Here is a 19,725-nt window from a genome sequence, read left to right as displayed (position 1 = left end):
CGCCCTGTGTCCGCCGCCGGCGCGCCCGCGCACGAGGGTCACATCCACGGCTACGGCTCGCGCCCGTACCGGACCTACGTCCTTACGGCGCTGCTCTTCATCTTCATCCTGAACTTCATGGACCGGTCGCTGCTGTCGGTGGTGGCGCCGCAAATGAAGCCCGAGCTCGGCATCTCCGACACCGGCTTCGGCCTGCTGACCGGCTTCGGCTTCGCGCTGCTCTACACGATCGTCGGTGTGCCGCTGGCGCAGATCGCCGAGACCCGCCACCGCGTCTGGATCATGAGCATCTGCGTAGCGCTCTGGTCGCTGATGACCGCCGCCTGTGGCCTGGCCGCCGAGGTCACCATCGGTTCGATCACCATCGGCGCGTTCTGGGTGCTGCTGACCTGCCGCGTGGGCGTGGGCATCGGCGAAGCCGGTTGCACGCCGCAGGCCAACTCGCTGATCGCCGACTACTATCCGCCGCGGGCCCGCTCGACCGCGCTCGGCTACTACGCCATGGGCGTGACGCTGGGGACCATGCTGGCCAACGTGATCGGCGGACCGATCACCGATGCGCTGGGCTGGCGCTGGGCGTTCTTCATCCTGGGCGTGCCGGGGCTGCTGGTGGCGGTGGCGTTGAAGCTGACCGTGCGCGAGCCGCCGCGCGGCTACACCGACCCGCCGGGCACGCCGCGTCGCGAGACGGTGCGTTTCGCCGACGGCCTGAGGGAGATCGCATCCAAGAAGTCGTTCTGGTCGATGACGACGGCGGCCACCATCGCGGCCTTCTGCGGCTACGGCATCTCGTCGTTTCAGTCGCTCTTTATCAACCGCAGCTTCGGCCTGACCGCCGGCGAGGCGGCCCTGATGATCAACGTGCCGGTGGCCATCGCCTCGTCGCTGGGGACGCTCGGCACGGGCTGGCTCGCCGAGAAGATCGGGTCGCGCAGCACCACCGCCATCGCGTGGCTGCCGGCCGCGGGCATGGCGATTTCGGTCCCCTTCTACGTGCTGGCGTTCACGACCCACGACCTGCGGCTCTGCCTGCTGGGTCTCGTGATCGGCGGCGGCGCGAAGTACGGCTACCTCGCGGCCCAGTACACGATCGGGCAGGGCGTGGTGTCGGCACAGACGCGGGCGCTTTCCACGGCGGTGCTGATGTTCATGCTGAACCTGCTGGGCTACGGCCTGGGGCCGCTGTTCATCGGCTGGCTGAGCGATGTGCTGTTCCGGATGAAGGCCGCGGGCCTGGGCGCCGCCGACCTGACCCGCGCCGCCTGCGAGGGCGCGGCGCGTGCGAACCTTCCGGCGAAGCTGGAACAGGTCTGCGCGGTCGCCCACCCGCAGAGCCTGCAGCAGTCGCTGCTGGTGACGGCCAGCCTCTACGCCGCCAGCGGCGCGTTCTTCCTCCTGACCTGCCGCTGGCTGAAGCAGGACCTCGTCGCGAAGTAGGGGGCGCGAACGGCCGCGCCCCCGGAAGGCTCGGGCGGGTCACCCCCGGCCGGGCGCCGTCCGGCGCGGCGCGCGCACGGCGCCGATCCACCAGGGGCTCGACCACGCCCCGGCGCCGTCCGCCTGGACCACGCGGACGTAGTAGTTGTCGCCATCCTTCGGCGCCTCGGAGTCCTCGAAGCGGAAGGTCCGGTCGCGCTCGGTCGCGGGCCGGATCTGGCGCACGGTGATGCGGTCCTGCGAGGCGCTGGAGGGCGTGGCGCCGCTCGCCAGGACGGGCAGCGGGACGGCGAGGTCCCGTGCCTGGCCGGGCGGCGGCACGTCGGCGGCGTGGACGGCGTTCGCCCCGCCGACGAGCGCGAGGCTCACCTCGACGCGGGCCTTGGAGACGTCGCCGCCGAGCCTGAGGCGCACGGCCTTCGCATAGCCGCGCGTGGTCAGGCGGAAGGTGACGGTGTCGGCGGCGCCCGGCTGCGGCCGCACCCACTCGGAGAGGTAGTTCAGAGCCTCGACCTGCGGGCTGAACGCGCCGTCGAGCCTGGCCCCGGTCACCTTGATCGTTCCCGTCCAGACCCGCTCGGTCCGTGAACCCTCCAGCGGCTTGCCGGGCTCGGACGTCGACCAGAAGTCGACCTCGACCATGTTGCCGTCGCCGGCGCCGTCGGGGGCCTCGAAGTTGCGGCTCTCCAGGTCCTTGCCGTTCCTGACCAGGGTGATCGACTGGATCGGGCCCGTGCCATGGACGACGCCCTCGACCACGCGCCGCGCCGCGCTCGGCGCCACGGCGCCCATCCGCGTCCCGTTCAGCGCCGCCTTCAGGATGATCCGGTCGCTGGTGGTCGCGTAGGTGCGGCGGTCCTTGATCGCGTCGAACAGGACGTCGCGGTCCCTGGCCGGCGCGTTGACCGCCGCGATCCCGCCCGTGCCGTCGAAGTAGAACCGCCCCAGCGGCCGCATCTTGTAGCCGGGGTGGCCCAGGTGGTCGTCGCCGCCGCCCACGAATCCGAGCTGCCAGCCGTTCGCCAGATAGCGCTGGCCCAGCCACTCGAAGATGCCGTGCTCGGACACGATCTCGACCACCGGCTCCAGCGCCGCGTCGTTCTGCGTGGCGTCGGCGGTCATGTGAGCGTGCGGGATCACCAGCACGTCCTTCGGCGCGTAGTGCTTCCTGAGGCCCCGGTAGAGGTCGGGCAGGGCCGGGAAGAGCTGGCTCGGGACCGGCTGGACCCCGTCGAGGCGGCGGAAGATCACGTTGTGGTGGCCGCCATAGGCCGACAGCACCGTCCACTCGTAGCCCATGTAGGTGATGAACCGGCCGGGGGCGTCGAACTTGCGGGCGGCGGTGCGCATCTGCTCCCACTCGCTCGCGTCCATCCACAGGTCGTGCTCGGTGAGGCTGACGAAATCGAGCCGCGACTCGTCGCGGGCGAACTCGAAGTAGGCGTCGACCAGCCCCATCCCTTCCGAGAAGCCGCAGTGGCCGTGGGTCTCGCCCCAGAAGATGCGGTCGGTGGGGTCGGCCTCGACCAGCACGGGCGCGGACTCGCCCCTGAAGCGCCCGTCGGCCGAGACGATCTGGAAGCGATGCACGCCGGGGGCGGCGATCTTCACGTCGCGCAGGACGGTGATCGAATTGGCCGACGCCGGGATCTCGCGGAACGGCTTGCCGTCCAGGAGCACCGTCCACGCCGGCGCGCCTCCGGTCGCGAGGTTCCGGAAGCGATCCTCGGTGCGCACCGAGAGTTCGAACGGCTCGTTCGGCTCGACGATCGAGGGGTTGAAGCCCCGCACGCTGGCCGCCGGGCCGCCCAGCAGCGGCGTCGTGACCTCGCGCGGCGTCAGCAGCAGGCCGTCCTTCTCGGTCATCACCCAGAACGGGAAACGGACGCCCGAGTTGGAGACCTGGAACAGCAGCAGCCCTTTCGAGCCGCCCGAACGGTCGCCGTAGGTGACCGTCACCGTCTCGCCGGCCTTCAGTTCGCCCTCGGCGATCCTGAAGAACACGCGGGGCATCTCCCCGACCCCCAGGCCCGTGGAGAACATCCCGGCGATCGGGAAGGTGTCGCGCACGATCCTCACCGCCGGGTTCGACGTGCGGCACGAGATGTAGTTGTCGGCGTGCGGATCGCTGGCCTGCAGGTCGGCGAAGGTGAAGTAGAAGTGGTTCGGGATGACGATCCCGCCGCCCGCCTTCAGCGGCGCCTCGCCCACGGTGTAGGTCTGTTCGAACTGGACGTAGCCGTCGACATACCAGGGGCCTTCGGTCCTGGCCGAAACCGTTCCGGTTAGCTTCGGGTTCTTCTCCAGGGCGCTCAGCGTGCGAACGTACTGGTCGAGCGCCGCCAGCATGCGGTTCTTCGCCCGCTCGCCGGTCTGGGGGAAGCCCGGGGCGTTCATGGTGGTGACGAGCTGCGGGATGTCCGGGTGCAGGTACTGGCCGGTCAGCGACAGCGCGTTCATCCAGGCGTAGAGCACCTCGGTCCGCGCCCGGGTGGTGGCGACGCTCGTCGGCGCCAGCGCCACGTCGCGCTTCAGTTGCTCGACGCGCTTGCGCAGCGAGCGGCTCATGTAGTCGCCGGGCGCGGGCGCCTCGGGCTGCAGCAGGGTCTGCGAGGCGGCCCAGCCGAGCGGAATGGTCGAAGCGCCCGCGAGGGCGAGCGCGCCGAGGGTCTGGCGGCGGGACCAGCGGGTCATGGGGCGTAGGTCCTTCATCCGAATGTGGCCGGCGCGAACTCGAGAACGAGGCGCTGGGCGGTCCAGAGGAGCCCGGCCACGGCGACGCACGCCGTGACGGGGCGGGAGATCAGCAGCGGGTCGCGCGTCAGCAGCGTGGCGAGGCGCAGCGCGGCCAGCACGAGGACGATGACCGCGATCTGGGCCAGCTCGATCCCGACGTTGAAGGCGGCGAGGGCGGTGAGCTCGGCGCCGCGCGGCAGGCCGGTCTCGGCGAGCGCGCCGGCGAAGCCCAGGCCGTGCAGGAGGCCGAAGCCGAACACGACGCCCAGTCGGACCCAGCCGACATCGCCCGAGGCCGCGCGGAACGACAGGATCGCCGCCACGGCGATCGAAAGCGTGATCGCGGGCTCCACGAGCGACGCCGGGGCCGAGACGAACCCGAGCGCGGCGAGGCTCAGCGTCAGCGAGTGCGCGAGCGTGAAGGCGGTGGCGAGCTTCACCAGCGGGCCTAGCCGCGGCGCGCCTATCGCCAGCGCCACGACGAACAGGATGTGGTCGAGGCCGCCGGGCAGGATGTGGCCGAAGCCGAGACGCACGAACCGAAGCACGGCGTCGAGGTGGTCGAGTACGGGGCTCGGGCCCGCGAGGCGCAGGTCCGGGCTGCGCTGGCCGTCGGGGATGGGCGCCGTGGTGGTCGTGCCGTCGGGATAGCGCGTGGACAGCACGGCCGGCCCCAGGGACGGCGGCAGGGCGATGTCGACGACGGTGGTTCCGGCCGGCGCCTGCGCGGTGATCGCGATGGGCTCCGACGGCATGGGGCTGAGGCGCGGCGTCGCGGCCTCGGCGCGGATCTGGCCCGGCGTCGGCATCCGCACGGCCACGTCGATGAGGCGGCCGTCGGCGCGCAGGCTCAGCATCGCGCGGATCTGGCCGGCGACCTCGGCCGATCGCGCGGCGATCTCGGTGTCGCTCATGGCCATCAGCCGCGCGGCGACCGCGTCGTCAGACGCGCCCTGGGGCAGACCCTGGACCAGCGGCGTCAGATGGCAGCGGAGCGCGATGTCGAGCTTGCCTCCCGGCCCGATCCGCAGGTCGACGAGGGCGTAGGGCAGGTTGTGCGCCTGCGCCGGCGCCGCGGCGACGACGAGCAGGAGCGCCGCCGACAGCCACGCGCCCGCCACCGCAGCGAGGCGGCGTATCCATGGCGTTTGAGCGTGCGATCCGGAAGCCACGATCGGTCGTTCCCTTGGCCGTCTCTCGCGGCTTTGAGTGACCGGTATATCGCGGTCCCGAGCCTGGTCCACCGACGCGCGGGAATGCCGACATTCCTCGCCGCCATATGGTATCCCGAAATCCGCCGCCTAAAACGTGAGCCGGATGACGCCGCGGCCCAGGACGCCCATCGACGAGAGGAGCCTGACGAGCATGAGTGGCGCCGACGCCGTCCTGAGCCGCCCCGACGGGGTTCGCATCGCCTGGCGGCGCGACGGCGCCGCGGACGCGCCGGCCGTGCTTCTGTGCTCGATGGCCACGGCCGCGCTGGGGATCTGGGACGGCGCGACGGCCGCCCTGGCCGAGCGCTACGCCGTGCTACGCTACGACCGCCGCGGCGACGGCGACAGCGATGCGGGGCCGCCGGCGTCGCACACGCTCGACACCCATCTCGCCGATGCGCTCGCGGTGCTCGACGCTGCAGGGTGCGCCCGGGCCAGCGTGTGCGGCATGGCCTACGGCGCGCGGGTCGCCACCCGCATGGCGCTGCAGGCGCCGGAGCGGGTCGGGCGGCTGATCCTGTTCGACGCGACCGGCGGCCCCCCTGCGCCGGAAGCGGTGCGCGCCACGGGCAGCGCGCAGGCGCGGGCCCTGCGCGACGCCGCCGCGATCCCGACGCCGCGGATCGACCGGCGCTGGTTCGCCCGCCGCGATCCGGAGGGGGCCGGCGTTTCGGCCCGCACCCTGGCGGGGCATCCCGCCTGGACCGACGGCCTCGCGGCGATCGCGGTCCCCACGTTCCTGGCCACCGGCGAGCAGGACCCGAACCTGGAAGGCTCGCGCCGGATGGCCCGCGAAATCCCGGGCGCGGAACTGCACGTCATGCCGATGACCGGCCATGCCTCGCTGCTGGACCGGCCCGACCTCGTGCTGCGCCTCCTGGAGCAGTTCCTGTCCGCGCAAAGGAGCGCTTTCCCGACATGAAGACCGCCCTCGTCACCGGCGCCGGGGCCGGCATCGGCGCCGCCATCGCCCGGCGCTTCGCGGAGGCCGGCGCGCACGTCGCCGTCCTCGACGCCCGCGAGGACGGCGTCGCCGCCGTGGTGGACGCGATCCGCGCCGCGGGCCTCAGCGCCGAGGGCTTCGTCTGCGACGTCACCGACGACACCACGTTCCTGCCGCTGGTCGAGGCCTTCGCGAAGCCGCGCGGCGGGCTCGACGCCGTGGCCGGCGCCGCGGGCGTCGCCAGCCGCCACACCATTCCGCAGATGAGCGCCCAGGACTGGCGGCGCGTCATCGACGTGAACCTCACCGGCGCATTCCTGACCATCAAGGCCGCCGCCGCCAACGCGTCGGGCCCGGGCGCCTCGGTGACGGTGATCTCCTCGATCGCCAGCCGCCATGTCGCCTATATGTCGGGCGTCCACTACGCGGCCAGCAAGTCGGCGCTCGACGGCCTCGTGCGGCAGGCCGCCTTCGAGTTCGGCCGTCACGGCTTCCGGGTGAACGCCGTTGCGCCCGGGCCGATGTCGAACCGCATGGGCGGCGGCGACATCCCGCCGGAGCGCCAGGCCTCCACGGCTGCGAACGTGCCGCTGCAGCGCGTGGTGGAGCCCGAGGACATCGCGGAGGCCTGCTACTTCCTGGCCAGCCCCGCGGCGCGCGCGATCACCGGCGTCGTCCTGCCGGTCGACGCCGGCTTCCTCACCGGCCGCGGCGTCCCCTACCGCGCCTACTTCGACCTGCACGGCGAAGCGTTCTAGCGCGCGACGGCGCCCCGGCCGGAGGCTTCGGCGTCAGGCCGCGGCGGGGCCGTTCCGGATCGCGATCGCCTCGACGACCCGGCGACCGCGCTCGTCCAGGGCGCAGGAGACGCGCGCGCCCAGGGGGTCCTGCGCCCGCATGGCCTCCAGCACCGCCGGATAGTCCGGCGAAGTCATGGCCAGGAAGCGCTCGCCCGCGTCGGTCCGGCAGACGAGCACCCCATGCGGGGCCTCGCGGCCGTAGTCGATCGTGTAGGTCTCGACCGCGCCTTCCAGGGCGCTGTCGGGTGCGGGGGTCGGCGCGGACCAGCCGTCGATCTCGGCCTGCAGCCCGGCGCTGTCGAAGGGCCGCCAATCCCGCGGCCTGGTCGCGTAGACGCCGACCGAATACTTGGACAGAAACCCGCCGTTCGCGCCGAGCAGGCCGTAGGACCCCGGCTTCGCCCGGAGCGCCCGCACGAGGCTGGCGATCGCGTGCATCGAGTAGTTGTTGCCGGCGCCGCCGAAGAACGGGAGGCCGCCGGTCACCGTCAGGGGGCGCGGATCGTCCGCCGCGATGCCCAGTTCGTCGCGCACGCTGAAGACCGCCACCGGGAAGCAGCTATAGAGGTCGAAGGCGGCGATCTCGTCCACGCCCACGCCGGCGCCCGCGAGCGCCTGCTTGGCGGCCAGCACCGCGGCGGGATAGGCCGCCAGGTCGTTGCGCTGGAACGGCGTGCGCTCAGTCACGTCGGCGCCGCCGTGGAGGTAGACCCAGCGGTCCTCCGGCACGCCCAGCTCGCGCGCCATGCCGACGGACGCGATCAGCACCGCGGCGCCCTGGTTCGCCTGGTCGCGGGCCACCATGCGGCGCGGAAACGGGTCGGCGACGACGCGATTCTGCGGCGTCACCGTCGCCAGCTCCCCGGCGGTGAACACCGATTGCGACATGGCATGCGGGTTGCCGGCCGCCACGGTCGTGAAGGGCGCGAACAACTCGCCCATCTCCCGCAGGTAGGCCTCGCGGGTCAGCCCGCGCTTCGCGCGCCGCGCGTTCTCGTACATCGCGTAGACCTGGATGGGCGTGCGCGCGCCGTGCTCGGCGATCACCGCGTCGACCAGCCCGTCGACGCCGTAGCCGCGCTCCTCGAGCTGGCCCTCGACCGCTTCGGACCAGTCGCGGGTCTCGCCCTTGCCGGCCAGGTCACGGACCGTGGAGATCGCCTCCGAGCCGCAGATCAGCGCCAGCCGCATCTCGCCGCGCCCGATGGCGTGGGCGAATTCGTTGACCAGGTGCTGCGGGCCCTGGCCGCCGACCGGCTCCAGGATCGCGCGCTGCGGGTGGGCGCCGATCCGCCTGGCCACCGAGCGGGGGAAGTTGTTCGACTTGCCGAAGGGCGCGACGGCGCGGGGGCCGGACACTTCGAACTGCCGGATTGCGGCCATCACCTCGATCCGGGGCGCGATCTCCACGGCGGCGCCGGCGTCGTCCAGGGCGGCCCTGGCGGCCAGCGCGGCGAGTTCGACGGGCGAGCGCGCCGCGTAGTCCGGCGCCCCGATCCGCTCGGAAGCCTCGCCGACACCGATGATCACGGGCGTATTGTCGTCCATTCTCGTCCCCTCTGGCATCCAGGCGCACGCGCGGCGCACCCTATAGCGCGGCGACGTAGCGTCAGGGGAGCCGAGTCCGCGCCCGGGCGGGAGCGGCCTGCCGCAGGCTCGACCGGCGCCGCCCGGACGCGGTATCCCATGACGGGCGGTGTTCAGACCCCGGGGCGGTGAGGGGGCCGGGACCGTCTGTCGTATAGGGTCTAGTGACGCAGTGAGAGGCGACCGCTTGAAACCTTCCCTCGACGACCTGATCGAAGCGCTGCGGGCCTCGCCGCCGGATGCGGACCTGTCGCAGATCGGTCCCGGAGCGTGGCGGCGCATCGCGCGCGTCCGCCGTGCGCGCTCGGTGGACGCATGGCTGCTGCCGGCCCGCGCCGGTGCGGTCGTCTTCGCGCTGACAGCCGGCGCGGCGCTCGGGGCCGCGCATGCGCGCGAGGCCGCCCCCAGGCCGGAAGTGGCGGCGTTCCAGGTCGCGAGCGTGTTCGCGCCCTCCACGCTGCTGGACAGGCACTAGTGGGGCTGGTCTCCCGAAACCTGCTGATCACGCTGGTCCTGTCGCTGGCGGCGATCGGCGTGGGGGCCTGGGCGGGCGCGAGGATCTTCGGGCGCGAGCCGGACCCACCGTCGCTGCACGAGTTCGTCCACGAGGAACTCGACCTCAGCGCCGGCCAGGACGCGCAGCTCGAAACGCTGGAGCGCGACTTCGCCGTGCGGCGCAAGGCGCGCGAAGCGGAACTTCGCGCCGCGAACGCCGCGCTGGCGGCGGCGATTCAGTCGGGGCACACCTACTCGCCCGAGGTCCAGGCTGCGGTCGAACGCTTCCACCACACGATGGGCGAACTGCAGAAGGAAACCATCCTCCACGTTCTGGAGATGCGGAAGATCCTGACGCCGGCGCAGGCGGCCCGCTACGACCAACGCATATCGCAGGCCCTCACCGAAGAGACCCTTTGACCGGCGAAGGCGCACCGGACGCCGCCCTGGCCGCGCGGGCGCTGGCCGGCGACGACGCCGCATTCGGCCGGCTCATGCGGGCGCATACGAACGATCTCTTCCGCTTCGCAAGGCGGTACACGGGCGATCCCGACGCTGCGGGCGATGTCGTGCAGGACACCTTCGTGTCCGCCTGGAAGGCGCTGGCCCGCTACGATGACAGTCGCCCGTTCGGCGTCTGGCTGCGTGCGATCGCGCTCAACAAGTGCCGCGACCGCGCCCGCCGGCGCTATCTGCGCCGTGTCGTGCTCGGGCAGGCCGATCCGGAAGGTTTCGAGGCGCAGAGCCGCGCGGATCCGAGCCCCGACGCCGAGATGTCGCTGATCACGCGCCAGCGGCTGGACCGGCTGGACCGCGCGGTGGCCGGGTTGCCGGCCGGCCTCAAGGAGCCCCTCATTCTCACGGTCTTCGAGGGATTGTCGCAGCAGGCGGCCGGAGAGGTCCTCGGGCTCACTGCCAAGGCGGTGGAGATCAGGGTCTACCGGGCGCGCCGGCGCCTGGCCGAGCTCCTGCAGCTCGGCGACGACGCGTCCTGACGGGACCGCACGTCGGTCCTGAGGGGTGCGCTTCGCCGCTGCGTATGTCGATGCGAGGCGCTCATCCGCGCCCGTTCGTCCCGCCTTGCGGGGCCAGGACCGCACGCCGCTCCGGCGATGCGAATGTCATGTATTCAGTCGGAAATGCAGGTATTCGAGATCCTAAATCCGCTCTGTCCAGATCCTGAAGCTGCCTGATGAGATCGTATCATCTGATACGAGTCCCCCTCATCGCACACTTATCCTGCACAATTATTCCTCTTTCCTATGCTTGCTTGGCTGTCAAGCCGATGGTCACTGTCAACGCGGCGACGAAGACAAAAATAACGCGATAAATGCGGGATATTCCCCAATATCAAGATAAAAATACCCAATTCGGGGCATAATGCGAGGCGGATGCGGGAAAATCCGACAGAGTCTCGGCAAAAACAACCGAAACTCGGCCTTCATTATGTATATACATGACTTGACGTTGACACCCTTCCGTCGGCTCCTTCGCGCCTTGTGGCGACCAGCGGAACGCGGCGCCCGATGCGGGATCCATTGGGGGTTTGATCATGAACGGGCTTGGCAAGCGACTTCTGATGGCTGGCGCATGCGCGGCGCTGATGCCGTCCGGCGCGGCGCTCGCGCAGGCGGCGGCCGACGGCGACGACGTGGGCGAAGTCATCGTCACCGGCAGCCGCATCAAGCGTGCGGACATCGAGGGCGTGGGGCCGGCTACCGTGATCGGTGCGCCAGAGATCGCCAAGAGCGGCATCGTCAACGTGGAGACGATGCTGCAGCGGCTGCCCGCGGCGGCCGGCTACTCGGGCGGCCAGGGCAATGCCTACTGGGCGTCGCGGGGCTGGGGCACGGCGACGGTCAACCTGCGCGGCCTCGGCATCAACCGGACCCTCGTGCTGCTGAACGGGCGGCGGCTCGTCAACGGGGGCACCGGCGCCAACAGTGCGCCCGACCTGAACACCATCCCCGCGTCCATCATCGGCCGGATCGAGGTGCTGAAGGACGGCGCCTCGGCGATCTACGGCACCGACGCGGTGGCCGGGGTCGTGAACATCATCACCCGCACCGACATCGAGGGCTTCGAGGTCGCCGCCCGCTACGGGGTAAGCGACGAGGGCGATGGCACCGACTTCACGGCCGACGCCGCCTACGGCCTGCGCACCGACCGCGGCCACCTGCAGTTCGCGGCCAGTTACCAGGTGACCCAGCCGGTCAACATGTTCAGCCGCGCGGGCTGCCAGAAGAGCGGCGCCAGCGGGACGCTCGTCTGTTCCGGGAGCGGCGCCACGGCCGGCGGTCGCGCCTCGCTGCCGAACGGCCAGATCATCAACTTCACCGGCGGCAACACGTTCGCGCCGTACAACGTCGCGGTCCACGGCTTCCAGGGGAACAACTACCTCAACGCCGTGAACCCCCTCGAGCGCCTGACGACCGGGGTGTTCGGCGAGTACGAGGTGGCGGAGGGGATCCAGCTCTTCGGCGAGTTCCTCTATACGCACCGCAAGACGGACCAGAGTTCGACGCCGGGCACGCTCACGAACCTCGTCGTGGCGGCGAGCAACCCGACGAACCCGACGGGCCAGACGGTGACCGTGATCCAGCGGCGCCTGGTCGAAGGCGGCTCACGCGTGGCCTTCCAGGAGACCAACACCTACCAGGCGACGGCGGGGGCGCGCGGCAAGTTCGGGAAGGACTGGACCTGGGAGCTCTCGGCCAACTACGGCCGCAGCACGGGAACGGACGGCTTCACCAACATCGCCAACCGGCAGAACGTCGCCAACACGCTGAACACCGCCGTCTGCTCGTTCACGCCGGGCGCGGCGATCCCGTGCGCGGACTACCTCGGCGCCGGCGACGTCACGCCGGAGGTGCTCCGTTACATCCTGACCACGACGATCGACACCGGCGGCAACGAGACGCTGAACCTCAGCTTCGATACAACGGGCACGCTGTTCCAGCTTCCGGCCGGTCCGCTGCAGGTGGCGGCGGGCGCGACGTACCGGAAGGACGAGGGCTTCCGCAATCCCGACAACCTGATCGTGCTGGGCATCGCGAACTCGAACCAGCAGAGCCCGATCAAGGGCGCGGTCGAGGCGGTCGAAGCCTACGGCGAACTCAGCGTTCCGCTGCTCAAGGACCTGCCGATGGTGGAGTCGCTGCGGTTCGACGGCGCCATCCGCTTCTCCGACTACAAGCGCTTCGGCAGCGACGTGAACTACAAGGCCGGCCTGGACTGGTCGATCGCCTACGGCCTGCGCGCCCGCGCGACCTGGGGCACGGCGTTCCGCGTCCCGAACGTCGCGGAGCTGTTCAGCGGCCTGACCCAGGGCCAGCTCACCACCACCGACCCCTGCAGCCGCTACTCGACCAGCACCAACGCGACCCTGGTCGCGAACTGTCGCGCGACGGGCGTCCCCGCCAACTACGTCCAGCCCAACAACGCGATCCTGACCACCACCGGCGGCAATGTGAACCTGATCCCGGAAGAGGCCGAGACGCTGACGCTGGGCCTGGTGTGGGAGCCGCCCGTCGTCCCCGGGCTGTCGCTGACGTTCGACTACTTCAAGATCGACATCGACAACGCGATCCGCTCGATCACCGGCTCGACCAAGCTGTCGGTCTGCTACAACACGCCCAACCTGGCGCACCCGTTCTGCTCCGCGCAGAACTTTACCCGCAACACGCTGACGGGCGAGATCAACTTCCTCTCGTCGCAACAGGTGAACGTCGGCGCCGAGACGGTGAAGGGCTACGACGCCGCGGCGACCTACGCGTTCGACGTGATGGCGCGCCGGGCGACCCTGACGGGCAGCGTCACCTACCTGAAGGACTACACCATCATCCCGTTCCCGGGCGGCGCGCCGATCATCTACCGCGGCCGGATCGGCGGGGGGATCGGCGGCTATCCGAAGTGGCGCGGGCTGACCTCGCTGACGGTGGACGATCCGAAGTGGAGCGCGAGCTACACGATCCAGTGGATCGGCAAGGCCACCGACCTCAGCGCCGCGCCCACGGCGCTGGGCTACCGCACGCCCAACGTCTTCTACCACAATGCCCAGTTCGCCTATCGGCTGATGGACGACGCGACGGTCGCGGTTGGGGTCGACAACATCTTCGAAGAGGATGCGCCGTTCCTGCCCAGCTTCACCGACGGCAACACCGACACCTTCGTCTATGACCTGGTGGGGCGACGCGGCTATGTGCGCCTGACGTACAAGTTCTAGCCCCCAAGGGGTGCGCCGGCGGATCCTCCGACACCTCGCCGGCGCACCTCGACCCGATGCTTCCTCCAACCCGCCCGGAGCCTTCGCCTCCCGGCGCGCGCAGATCGAAAGGGTATCCCGTGAGGCTCGCCGTCGCTCTCCTCCTCTCGCTGACGCTGCCCGCCGCGGCCTTGGCGCAGGCCGACCCGCACGCGGCGCACAGCGCGCACGCTGCGCACGGCGCCACCAAGCCGGCGATCAAGCCGAAGACCAGGGTCCCCGCCACCGACATCGCGCCGTCCTACGTCCAGTTGGCGACCAACGTGGAGGTGATCCCGAACATCGAGGACGCCGTGAAGAACAAGTCGGCGGTCGCGACCCACGAGGGCGTGTTCGGGCCGCTGCTGTTCGCCGAGGAGACGCGGGCGTTCTTCATCGAGCTGCAGCCGGGCATGTTCCTGGCCGAGCACCCGCACGACATCGGCAGCATCATCTACACCGTGCGCGGCAAGTGGGTGCTGGCCAGCGAAGGCAAGCGCCAGGTGATGCAGGCCGGGACGCTGTTCCGCTTCGGCGACAACATGCCCACGGGCTGGGAGGCGCCGTTCAACGAGCCCGCGCTGCTGCTGGTCGTGAAGCCGAAGGGCGAAAACAAGGACTACGACGTGTTCAACCGCGGCATCAAGGCGATGCGCGCGGCGACGGACAAGGACCGCCGGAACGGCGCTGCCTTCTACTACAGCGAGCTGAAGCCCGACGATCCGGCCATCGCGTTCGCGCGCAGCGTGAACCCGAACTTCGACGCCGTCCTGAAGATCAAGCCCTGATGGGAGCGCGACGCGTGCAGGCTTTTCGCCCCCTGCTGGCGGTCCTGGCGGCGCTGTGCCTGCAAGGCGGCATGGCGGTGTCCGCGGCCGCGGCGGCGCCTCCCGCCAGGAAGGTGGTCTGGAAGTCCGTGGACTCGGTCGACCTGGCCGCCTTCAACAAGGACCTGGAGCGCGGCAAGCTGACGATGGATGTGGTGATCTACATCCCGTCGAACTTCGACCCGTCGTTCAACAAGCTGACGCTGGCGCAGATGCTGGAGGGCGTGCGATCGGCGAAGGAGATCTACCGGCCGACCGGCGTCCAGATCAATCTGGTGGCGGTCAGGACGGGCGCGGTCGATCCGCGCTTCCTCGCGATCCAGGCGAACGAAATCCCGCGCGTCCCCGACACCGAGTACATCAACATGTACGAGGGCAACACGCGCCATCCGAGCGAGCTGACGCAGATGGCGCGGGACGCGTTCGACAGCATGATCGAGCCGCGCAAGGACGGCGACCGCACGATCTATCTGGTGGCCCTGCAGGACGTGATCATGCCGTTCCTGGACCGGTCCGACGCGCGGAACTGGACCGTGAAGATGGTGCGGACGGGCGGGCTTTCCTTCCCGTCCTACTCGTACTGGAACACGATCCCGCGGGCGTATCGCGGCGTCATCACCCTCGACAACCTTTCGACGCCGGCCCGCGCACGCCGGACCGTCGCCCACGAGATCGGGCACAAGGTCATGAACGTCAGCCACGAATACAAGGAGACGAGCCCGGCGCACGAGGTCTACGCCGACGGCGGGCTGATGCTCTACGGCTCGGGCGAGGACATCCCGTCCGGCGCGGCCGGACGCTGGCACCTCGAGCGCCTGCTCGTGTCGCCCTACCTCTACCGCCTGCGTCCCGACGGCGTCCGGCAGTGGAACCCCGACTACAAGGACGGCGGCCACTACTACGACCCCCTGTACGGCGACCACGTCGTCCGCTTCCCCGGCACGCCCAGCATGGATCCCAACTGGTGATCTGACGGGCCGCGAACGAACCGACCATCAGGACCCAAGATGCGACTGCCGGCCCTCGCGCGGACGACCCACAAGTGGCTCGCGCTCATCATCGCGATCCAGGCCGTCTTCTGGACGGTCAGCGGCCTCTACATGGCGGCCATCCACATCGACATCATCCACGGCGACCGGCTGGTGCGGCCCGCGCCGGCCCCGCCCCTCGCGATCGCCGGGCTGCTGGAGCCGGCCCACCTGGCGCACCTGGCGCCTGGCCTCCGGAGCGCGCAACTGGAGACCCAGGTCGGCCGCCCGGTCTACGTCGTGGACGCAGAGGGCGGGAAGGCGCTCTTCGATGCGCGCACGGGCGAGAAGCTCTCGCCGCTGGGCGAGGCCGCGGCGCGCGCCCGCGCCCAGGCGCTGTTCGCCGAGACGGGCAGGGTGGTCAGTGCCGAACTGCTGACGACGTCCAGGCCCACCGAGATCCAGTCCCGGCCGCTGCCGCTTTGGCGCGTGGAGTTCGAGGGCGCCTGGCGGCCGACCTTCTACATCTCGCCGCTCACCGGCGAGCTCGTGGCGCGCCGCCACGATCTGTGGCGGGCATACGACTTCCTCTGGATGTTCCACATCATGGACTATGAGGCGCGGAGCGACGTGAACAACCCGCTGATCCGCGTGGCGACGTGGATGGCGTTCGCCGCATCGCTGACCGGCGCATGGCTGCTCCTCTACAGTTTCCGGCGCCGCCGCCGGCCGAAGGCGGCGTGACGGCCATGTTCCTCATCCGCACCCTCCACAAATGGTTCGGCCTGGTCCTCGGGCTGCAGCTCCTGATCTGGGCGCTGAGCGGCGCGGTCATGGCGCTGGTCGATCATCAGAAGGTCGCAGGCGAGCACGCCGTGCTGCCCGTCGCCCAACTGACCTACGGTCCGTCGCCGGCGCCGCTGGCGGTGGTGCAGGCGCCGCTCGGCGCGCCGCTCGTGAAGCTCGAACTCAAGCCGCTGTTCGACCGATGGGCCTACCAGGTCACGACGGCCGACGGCGCCGTGCGCCTGCTCGACGCCGACACGGGGCGCCCCTTCGCCGTCGATGCGGCGCTGGCCCGCACGCTGGCGACGGCGCGCTACGCCGGCGCGGCGCCGGTCGAGAGCGTGAAGCTGGTCGAAGGCTCGACCTACGAGACCCGGAAGATGGCGCGGCCCGTCTGGCGCGTCGCCTACGCCGACGGCGAACACACCGCCCTCTTCGTGTCGCGCGCCACGGGCGAAGTGCTCGGAGCCAAGACGGATGCGTCCCGGCTCTGGGACATCGCCTGGATGTTCCACATCATGGACTACACTGCCCGCGAGAGCTTCAACCATCCGCTGATCGTGACGGTGGCGTGTGGCGTCGCCTGGCTCGCGCTGAGCGGCCTGATCCTGCTGTTCGGAAGCTTCCGCCGCGCCGACGTCGCGTGGCTCATCGCGCCGTTCGAGCGGCGCGCCGCGCGCCGCGTGCAGGACCCGCGGTGAGATGGAGGAGCGCGCCGTGCCGACCGGCACCCCTCCGAACGACCCCTCGCTGCTTCGCCGCATCCGTGCGGACGTGTCGGAGCGCATCCTCTCCGGCGCCTGGCCCCCGGGCCATCGCATTCCGTTCGAGCATGAACTGATGGCCCACTACGGCTGCTCGCGGATGACGGTGAACCGGGCGCTGGAGCCGCTCGCCGAGTCCGGCCTCATCGAGCGGCGGCGCAAGGTCGGAACCTTCGTCGCGCGCCCGCGCATCCACTCCGCGGTGATGGACGTGCCGGACATCGCCGCGGAGGTGACGTCGCGCGGCGAGCCCTACGGCTACGAACTCCTCTCCCGGAAGGTCCGCACGGCCTCGCGCGAGGAGCTGGCCGCCCTGGACCTCGCCGACCGCGTCGACGTGCTGGTGCTGCGGTGCCTGCACCGCGCGGGCGGCCGTCCGTTCGCCCTCGAGGATCGGGTCATCAATCTCGAATCGGTGCCGGAAGCCGAACGCGTCGACTTCGCCGTCACGCCGCCCAATAGCTGGCTCCTGGCCCATGTGGCCTGGACCGAGGCCGAGCACCGGATCAGCGCGGTGAACGTGACCCGGCCGACAGCCGCGGTCCTGCGGATCGAAGCGACCGCGGCCTGCCTCGTCGTCGAGCGCCGGACCTGGCGGGTCGGCGACAAGATCACCCACGTCCGCATGACGTTCCCGGGCGACGCCTACGACCTCGTCGCCCGCTTCGCGCCCGGTCCGGGCCCCGCCGCTACGTGAAGGAGTCTTCAGATGCGTAAGCTGCTCGTCCCTCTGACCGCCGCCGCGCTCCTGGCGCTGGCCGCGCCGGCCCTGGCGCACGATGAGATGACCGTCTCCGGCCAGGTCACGGCGGTGACGTCCAAGACCGTCCAGGTACGGACGAAGGAGGGGAAGGTCCTCACCCTGGGCATGGACGCCAACACCCGCGTCGTCGTGGCCGGCAAGCGCGTCTCGTCGAGGGACCTGAAGGTCGGCCAGGCGGTCAAGGCCCTGGGCTTCGGCGACAGCCTCGAAGACCTGGTCGCCATCGACGTGACCATCAATCCGCCTGCGGCGAGGAAGTGACGCGCTGGGCGGCGCCGGCCGCCGCCGTCCTCTTCGCGCTCGCGGCGTCCGGAGCGGCGGCCCACGGCATCGGCGGCAAGGACGCGGCGTTCGTGGCGTCGACCACCGGACCCGACGTCGTTCCGTTCCTCTACCTCGGCGCCAAGCACATGGTGACGGGGTACGACCACCTGCTGTTCATCCTGGGCGTCATCTTCTTCCTCTACCGGATGAAGGACGTCGCGCTCTACGTGACGCTGTTCTCGGTAGGTCACTCGCTGACCCTGCTGGCCGGGGTGCTCGGCCAGATCGCCGTGAACCCGTACCTGGTCGACGCCGTCATCGGGCTCTCCGTGGCCTACAAGGCGTTCGACAACCTCGGCGGCTTCCGGACCCTGTTCGGCGTCCAGCCCGATCCCCGCGCGGCGACGTTCGGGTTCGGGCTGATCCACGGGTTCGGGCTGGCGACCAAGCTGCAGGCGCTGGAGCTTCCCAGGAACGGGCTGATCGTCAACATGCTGTCGTTCAACGTCGGCGTGGAGATCGGCCAGATGATCGCGCTCACCTTCATGCTGGCGCTCATCATGATCTGGCGCACCTTGCCCGGCTACCGGCGCATGTCGGTCGCCGCCAACGTCCTGCTCATGCTGGCAGGCTTCGTCCTCATCGGCTTCCAGCTCGGCGGCCTCGTCTACGGAGACCCGGCGTGATGTCGGACCCAAACGCCTCCCTGCCCGCGCCCGAAGCCGTGCCGTCGAAGCGGACGCTGCTGATCTCGATCGGCGCCGCGGCCGCCACGGCCGTCGTCATCACCTTCGCCGCGGTCCTCCCGGCCGAGTACGACCAGGACCCCCTGGGCCTCGGCCGCGCCACGGGCCTCTCGCGTCTCTGGGCCCCGGAGGAGGTGGCCTTGGCGCCCGCCGCCGCCGGTGCGCCGGCGGCGGTCCGGCAGCCCGCGGCGTTCCGCACCGACACCTTCGAGATCCCGCTGGCGGCGGACGGCGACGAGGGGCGCAGGAACGCCCTGGAGTTCAAGGTCCGCCTGCCGAAGGGCGCGAGCCTCGTCTACGCCTGGCAGGCCGAGAATCTCGCGGTTCCGGAAGACCTGATGTTCGACTTTCACGGCCACACGGTGGCGGCCGACGCCAAGGGCGGTCCCGTCAGCGTGGCCGACTACGGGAAGGGCAGCGGCGCCGCGGCCAACGGCTCGTTGACGGCGCCGGTCGACGGCATCCACGGCTGGTACTTCCGTAACCGCTCGGACCGGCCCATCACGATCCGGCTCAGGCTTTCCGGCTTCTACCAGCTCGTCCCGGCCGGCGAGGAGGGCAACCTCGCCGGCATCCGGCCGCTCGCGGCGGCGCCGGCCGTGCGGCCCTGAAGCGCTGCTACTGCAGCGAGGTGACCTGATCGCCGGTCGCGTTCAGGGTGAAGGTGACCGACCGTCCGACCCGGGCCGCCGCGATGACCGAGGGTGGAGCCTTGAAATCCATGATCATGGCGGGCCACTTCAGCGCCGGGATCGGAGCATGATGGATCTTCACCGTGCCGGCCTTCGGGTTGACCGACTTCACGACCCCGGCGGCCTTGATCGGACCCGCAGCGGACGCCGACGGCTGGCCCGCGGCCCCGTGAGCCGGGTGCTGCGCGAAGGCGGGGGAGGCGAGCGTCAGGATCGCGGCGGACAGGGCGTACTTCATGCGAACTCCGGAAACGGGATCGAGCCACGGGCGCCGACCTTCCCGTTCCCATACGCAGCGTGCGGGCGGAGCCCTCAGGCGGGCGCGCGATGAGGGGCGGCCCGCGGCGGTGCGTAGAGATGGCGTGCGGCGTCGGGTCCGCAGTGACGGCGGATGACCTCGTGAGCTCTATCGACCGGCGACGGCTCCTGCGCGGCGGCGGCGCCCTGGCCTCGGCGGCGC

The 19,725-nt window shown here is 70.7% G+C and carries 19 protein-coding genes; 15 read left to right on the top strand and 4 right to left on the bottom strand.

The window, feature by feature from the left end:
• The first annotated feature begins 6 nt into the window (after positions 1 to 6).
• Positions 7 to 1,437, top strand: coding sequence for an MFS transporter (locus tag JNL41_RS19970; protein ID WP_293477931.1), 1,431 nt, complete (start codon positions 7 to 9; stop codon positions 1,435 to 1,437).
• Positions 1,438 to 1,476: 39 nt separating this feature from the next.
• Here JNL41_RS19970 and JNL41_RS19965 read toward each other — a convergent pair whose 3' ends face one another.
• The gene (locus JNL41_RS19965; protein WP_293477930.1) at positions 1,477 to 4,131 is read right to left on the bottom strand and encodes a DUF3604 domain-containing protein; all 2,655 of its coding nucleotides are present in this window, start codon (positions 4,129 to 4,131) and stop codon (positions 1,477 to 1,479) included.
• Between the two features lie 14 nt (positions 4,132 to 4,145).
• A complete protein-coding gene (locus tag JNL41_RS19960; protein WP_293477929.1) occupies positions 4,146 to 5,294 on the bottom strand; it encodes a HupE/UreJ family protein in 1,149 nt (382 codons plus the stop codon).
• 244 nt (positions 5,295 to 5,538) lie between these two features.
• Here JNL41_RS19960 and JNL41_RS19955 point away from each other — a divergent pair, with 244 nt between their 5' ends.
• Together JNL41_RS19955 and JNL41_RS19950 are read left to right on the top strand one after the other, a co-directional pair.
• On the top strand, positions 5,539 to 6,309 hold the full coding sequence (locus JNL41_RS19955) for an alpha/beta fold hydrolase (RefSeq protein WP_293477928.1): 771 nt from the start codon (positions 5,539 to 5,541) through the stop codon (positions 6,307 to 6,309).
• A complete protein-coding gene (locus tag JNL41_RS19950) occupies positions 6,306 to 7,088 on the top strand; it encodes an SDR family NAD(P)-dependent oxidoreductase (protein ID WP_293477927.1) in 783 nt (260 codons plus the stop codon). The genes JNL41_RS19955 and JNL41_RS19950 overlap by 4 nt, the downstream gene beginning before the upstream one ends.
• 33 nt (positions 7,089 to 7,121) lie before the next feature.
• Here JNL41_RS19950 and JNL41_RS19945 read toward each other — a convergent pair whose 3' ends face one another.
• The gene (locus JNL41_RS19945; protein WP_293477926.1) at positions 7,122 to 8,678 is read right to left on the bottom strand and encodes an acetyl-CoA acetyltransferase; all 1,557 of its coding nucleotides are present in this window, start codon (positions 8,676 to 8,678) and stop codon (positions 7,122 to 7,124) included.
• Positions 8,679 to 8,904: 226 nt separating this feature from the next.
• Between JNL41_RS19945 and JNL41_RS19940 the strand changes: the two genes are divergently transcribed.
• From JNL41_RS19940 to JNL41_RS19885, 12 genes are all read left to right on the top strand, one after another.
• Positions 8,905 to 9,192: a hypothetical protein gene (locus tag JNL41_RS19940; RefSeq protein WP_293477925.1), complete on the top strand. Its 288-nt coding sequence runs from the start codon at positions 8,905 to 8,907 to the stop codon at positions 9,190 to 9,192.
• On the top strand, positions 9,192 to 9,632 hold the full coding sequence (locus JNL41_RS19935; protein ID WP_293477924.1) for a periplasmic heavy metal sensor: 441 nt from the start codon (positions 9,192 to 9,194) through the stop codon (positions 9,630 to 9,632). Before JNL41_RS19940 ends, JNL41_RS19935 begins: the two co-directional genes overlap by 1 nt.
• Positions 9,629 to 10,207 carry a sigma-70 family RNA polymerase sigma factor gene (locus JNL41_RS19930; RefSeq protein WP_293477923.1) on the top strand — a complete coding sequence of 193 codons (579 nt, stop codon included), beginning with the start codon at positions 9,629 to 9,631 and terminating at the stop codon, positions 10,205 to 10,207. Before JNL41_RS19935 ends, JNL41_RS19930 begins: the two co-directional genes overlap by 4 nt.
• A 584-nt stretch (positions 10,208 to 10,791) precedes the next feature.
• Positions 10,792 to 13,437, top strand: coding sequence for a TonB-dependent receptor (locus JNL41_RS19925; RefSeq protein WP_293477922.1), 2,646 nt, complete (start codon positions 10,792 to 10,794; stop codon positions 13,435 to 13,437).
• 119 nt (positions 13,438 to 13,556) lie between these two features.
• Positions 13,557 to 14,243: a cupin domain-containing protein gene (locus JNL41_RS19920; protein WP_293477921.1), complete on the top strand. Its 687-nt coding sequence runs from the start codon at positions 13,557 to 13,559 to the stop codon at positions 14,241 to 14,243.
• A gap of 14 nt (positions 14,244 to 14,257) precedes the next feature.
• Positions 14,258 to 15,250, top strand: a complete 993-nt coding sequence (locus JNL41_RS19915; protein ID WP_293477920.1) for a hypothetical protein — start codon at positions 14,258 to 14,260, stop codon at positions 15,248 to 15,250.
• 39 nt (positions 15,251 to 15,289) lie between these two features.
• Entirely contained in the window at positions 15,290 to 15,994 is a 705-nt protein-coding gene (locus tag JNL41_RS19910; RefSeq protein ID WP_293477919.1) for a hypothetical protein, read from the top strand.
• Entirely contained in the window at positions 15,943 to 16,737 is a 795-nt protein-coding gene (locus JNL41_RS19905) for a PepSY domain-containing protein (RefSeq protein WP_293477918.1), read from the top strand. Before JNL41_RS19910 ends, JNL41_RS19905 begins: the two co-directional genes overlap by 52 nt.
• Positions 16,738 to 16,753: 16 nt before the next feature.
• A complete protein-coding gene (hutC, locus tag JNL41_RS19900) occupies positions 16,754 to 17,497 on the top strand; it encodes a histidine utilization repressor (RefSeq protein WP_293477917.1) in 744 nt (247 codons plus the stop codon).
• 12 nt (positions 17,498 to 17,509) lie between these two features.
• Entirely contained in the window at positions 17,510 to 17,824 is a 315-nt protein-coding gene (locus JNL41_RS19895; RefSeq protein WP_293477916.1) for a hypothetical protein, read from the top strand.
• 68 nt (positions 17,825 to 17,892) lie between these two features.
• On the top strand, positions 17,893 to 18,513 hold the full coding sequence (locus JNL41_RS19890; RefSeq protein WP_365698468.1) for a HupE/UreJ family protein: 621 nt from the start codon (positions 17,893 to 17,895) through the stop codon (positions 18,511 to 18,513).
• Positions 18,513 to 19,184 (top strand): hypothetical protein, encoded by a 672-nt coding sequence (locus JNL41_RS19885; protein WP_293477914.1) that lies wholly within the window; start codon positions 18,513 to 18,515, stop codon positions 19,182 to 19,184. The genes JNL41_RS19890 and JNL41_RS19885 overlap by 1 nt, the downstream gene beginning before the upstream one ends.
• Positions 19,185 to 19,191: 7 nt before the next feature.
• Here JNL41_RS19885 and JNL41_RS19880 read toward each other — a convergent pair whose 3' ends face one another.
• A complete protein-coding gene (locus tag JNL41_RS19880; RefSeq protein WP_293477913.1) occupies positions 19,192 to 19,503 on the bottom strand; it encodes a copper-binding protein in 312 nt (103 codons plus the stop codon).
• Positions 19,504 to 19,725 lie beyond the last annotated feature (222 nt).

The organism is Phenylobacterium sp. (genome assembly GCF_016793285.1).
Classification (GTDB): domain Bacteria; phylum Pseudomonadota; class Alphaproteobacteria; order Caulobacterales; family Caulobacteraceae; genus Phenylobacterium.
This window is presented reverse-complemented; position numbering and strand designations above follow the sequence as displayed.

Coding starts and splice junctions, on each gene's coding strand:
- JNL41_RS19885 (WP_293477914.1), top strand. CDS start 18,513: ATGTCGGACCCAAACGCCTCCCTGCCCGCGCCCGAAGCCGTGCCGTCG.
- JNL41_RS19925 (WP_293477922.1), top strand. CDS start 10,792: ATGGCTGGCGCATGCGCGGCGCTGATGCCGTCCGGCGCGGCGCTCGCG.
- JNL41_RS19910 (WP_293477919.1), top strand. CDS start 15,290: ATGCGACTGCCGGCCCTCGCGCGGACGACCCACAAGTGGCTCGCGCTC.
- JNL41_RS19950 (WP_293477927.1), top strand. CDS start 6,306: ATGAAGACCGCCCTCGTCACCGGCGCCGGGGCCGGCATCGGCGCCGCC.
- JNL41_RS19895 (WP_293477916.1), top strand. CDS start 17,510: ATGCGTAAGCTGCTCGTCCCTCTGACCGCCGCCGCGCTCCTGGCGCTG.
- JNL41_RS19965 (WP_293477930.1), bottom strand. CDS start 4,131: ATGACCCGCTGGTCCCGCCGCCAGACCCTCGGCGCGCTCGCCCTCGCG.
- JNL41_RS19945 (WP_293477926.1), bottom strand. CDS start 8,678: ATGGACGACAATACGCCCGTGATCATCGGTGTCGGCGAGGCTTCCGAG.
- JNL41_RS19905 (WP_293477918.1), top strand. CDS start 15,943: ATGGCTGCTCCTCTACAGTTTCCGGCGCCGCCGCCGGCCGAAGGCGGC.
- JNL41_RS19955 (WP_293477928.1), top strand. CDS start 5,539: ATGAGTGGCGCCGACGCCGTCCTGAGCCGCCCCGACGGGGTTCGCATC.
- JNL41_RS19880 (WP_293477913.1), bottom strand. CDS start 19,503: ATGAAGTACGCCCTGTCCGCCGCGATCCTGACGCTCGCCTCCCCCGCC.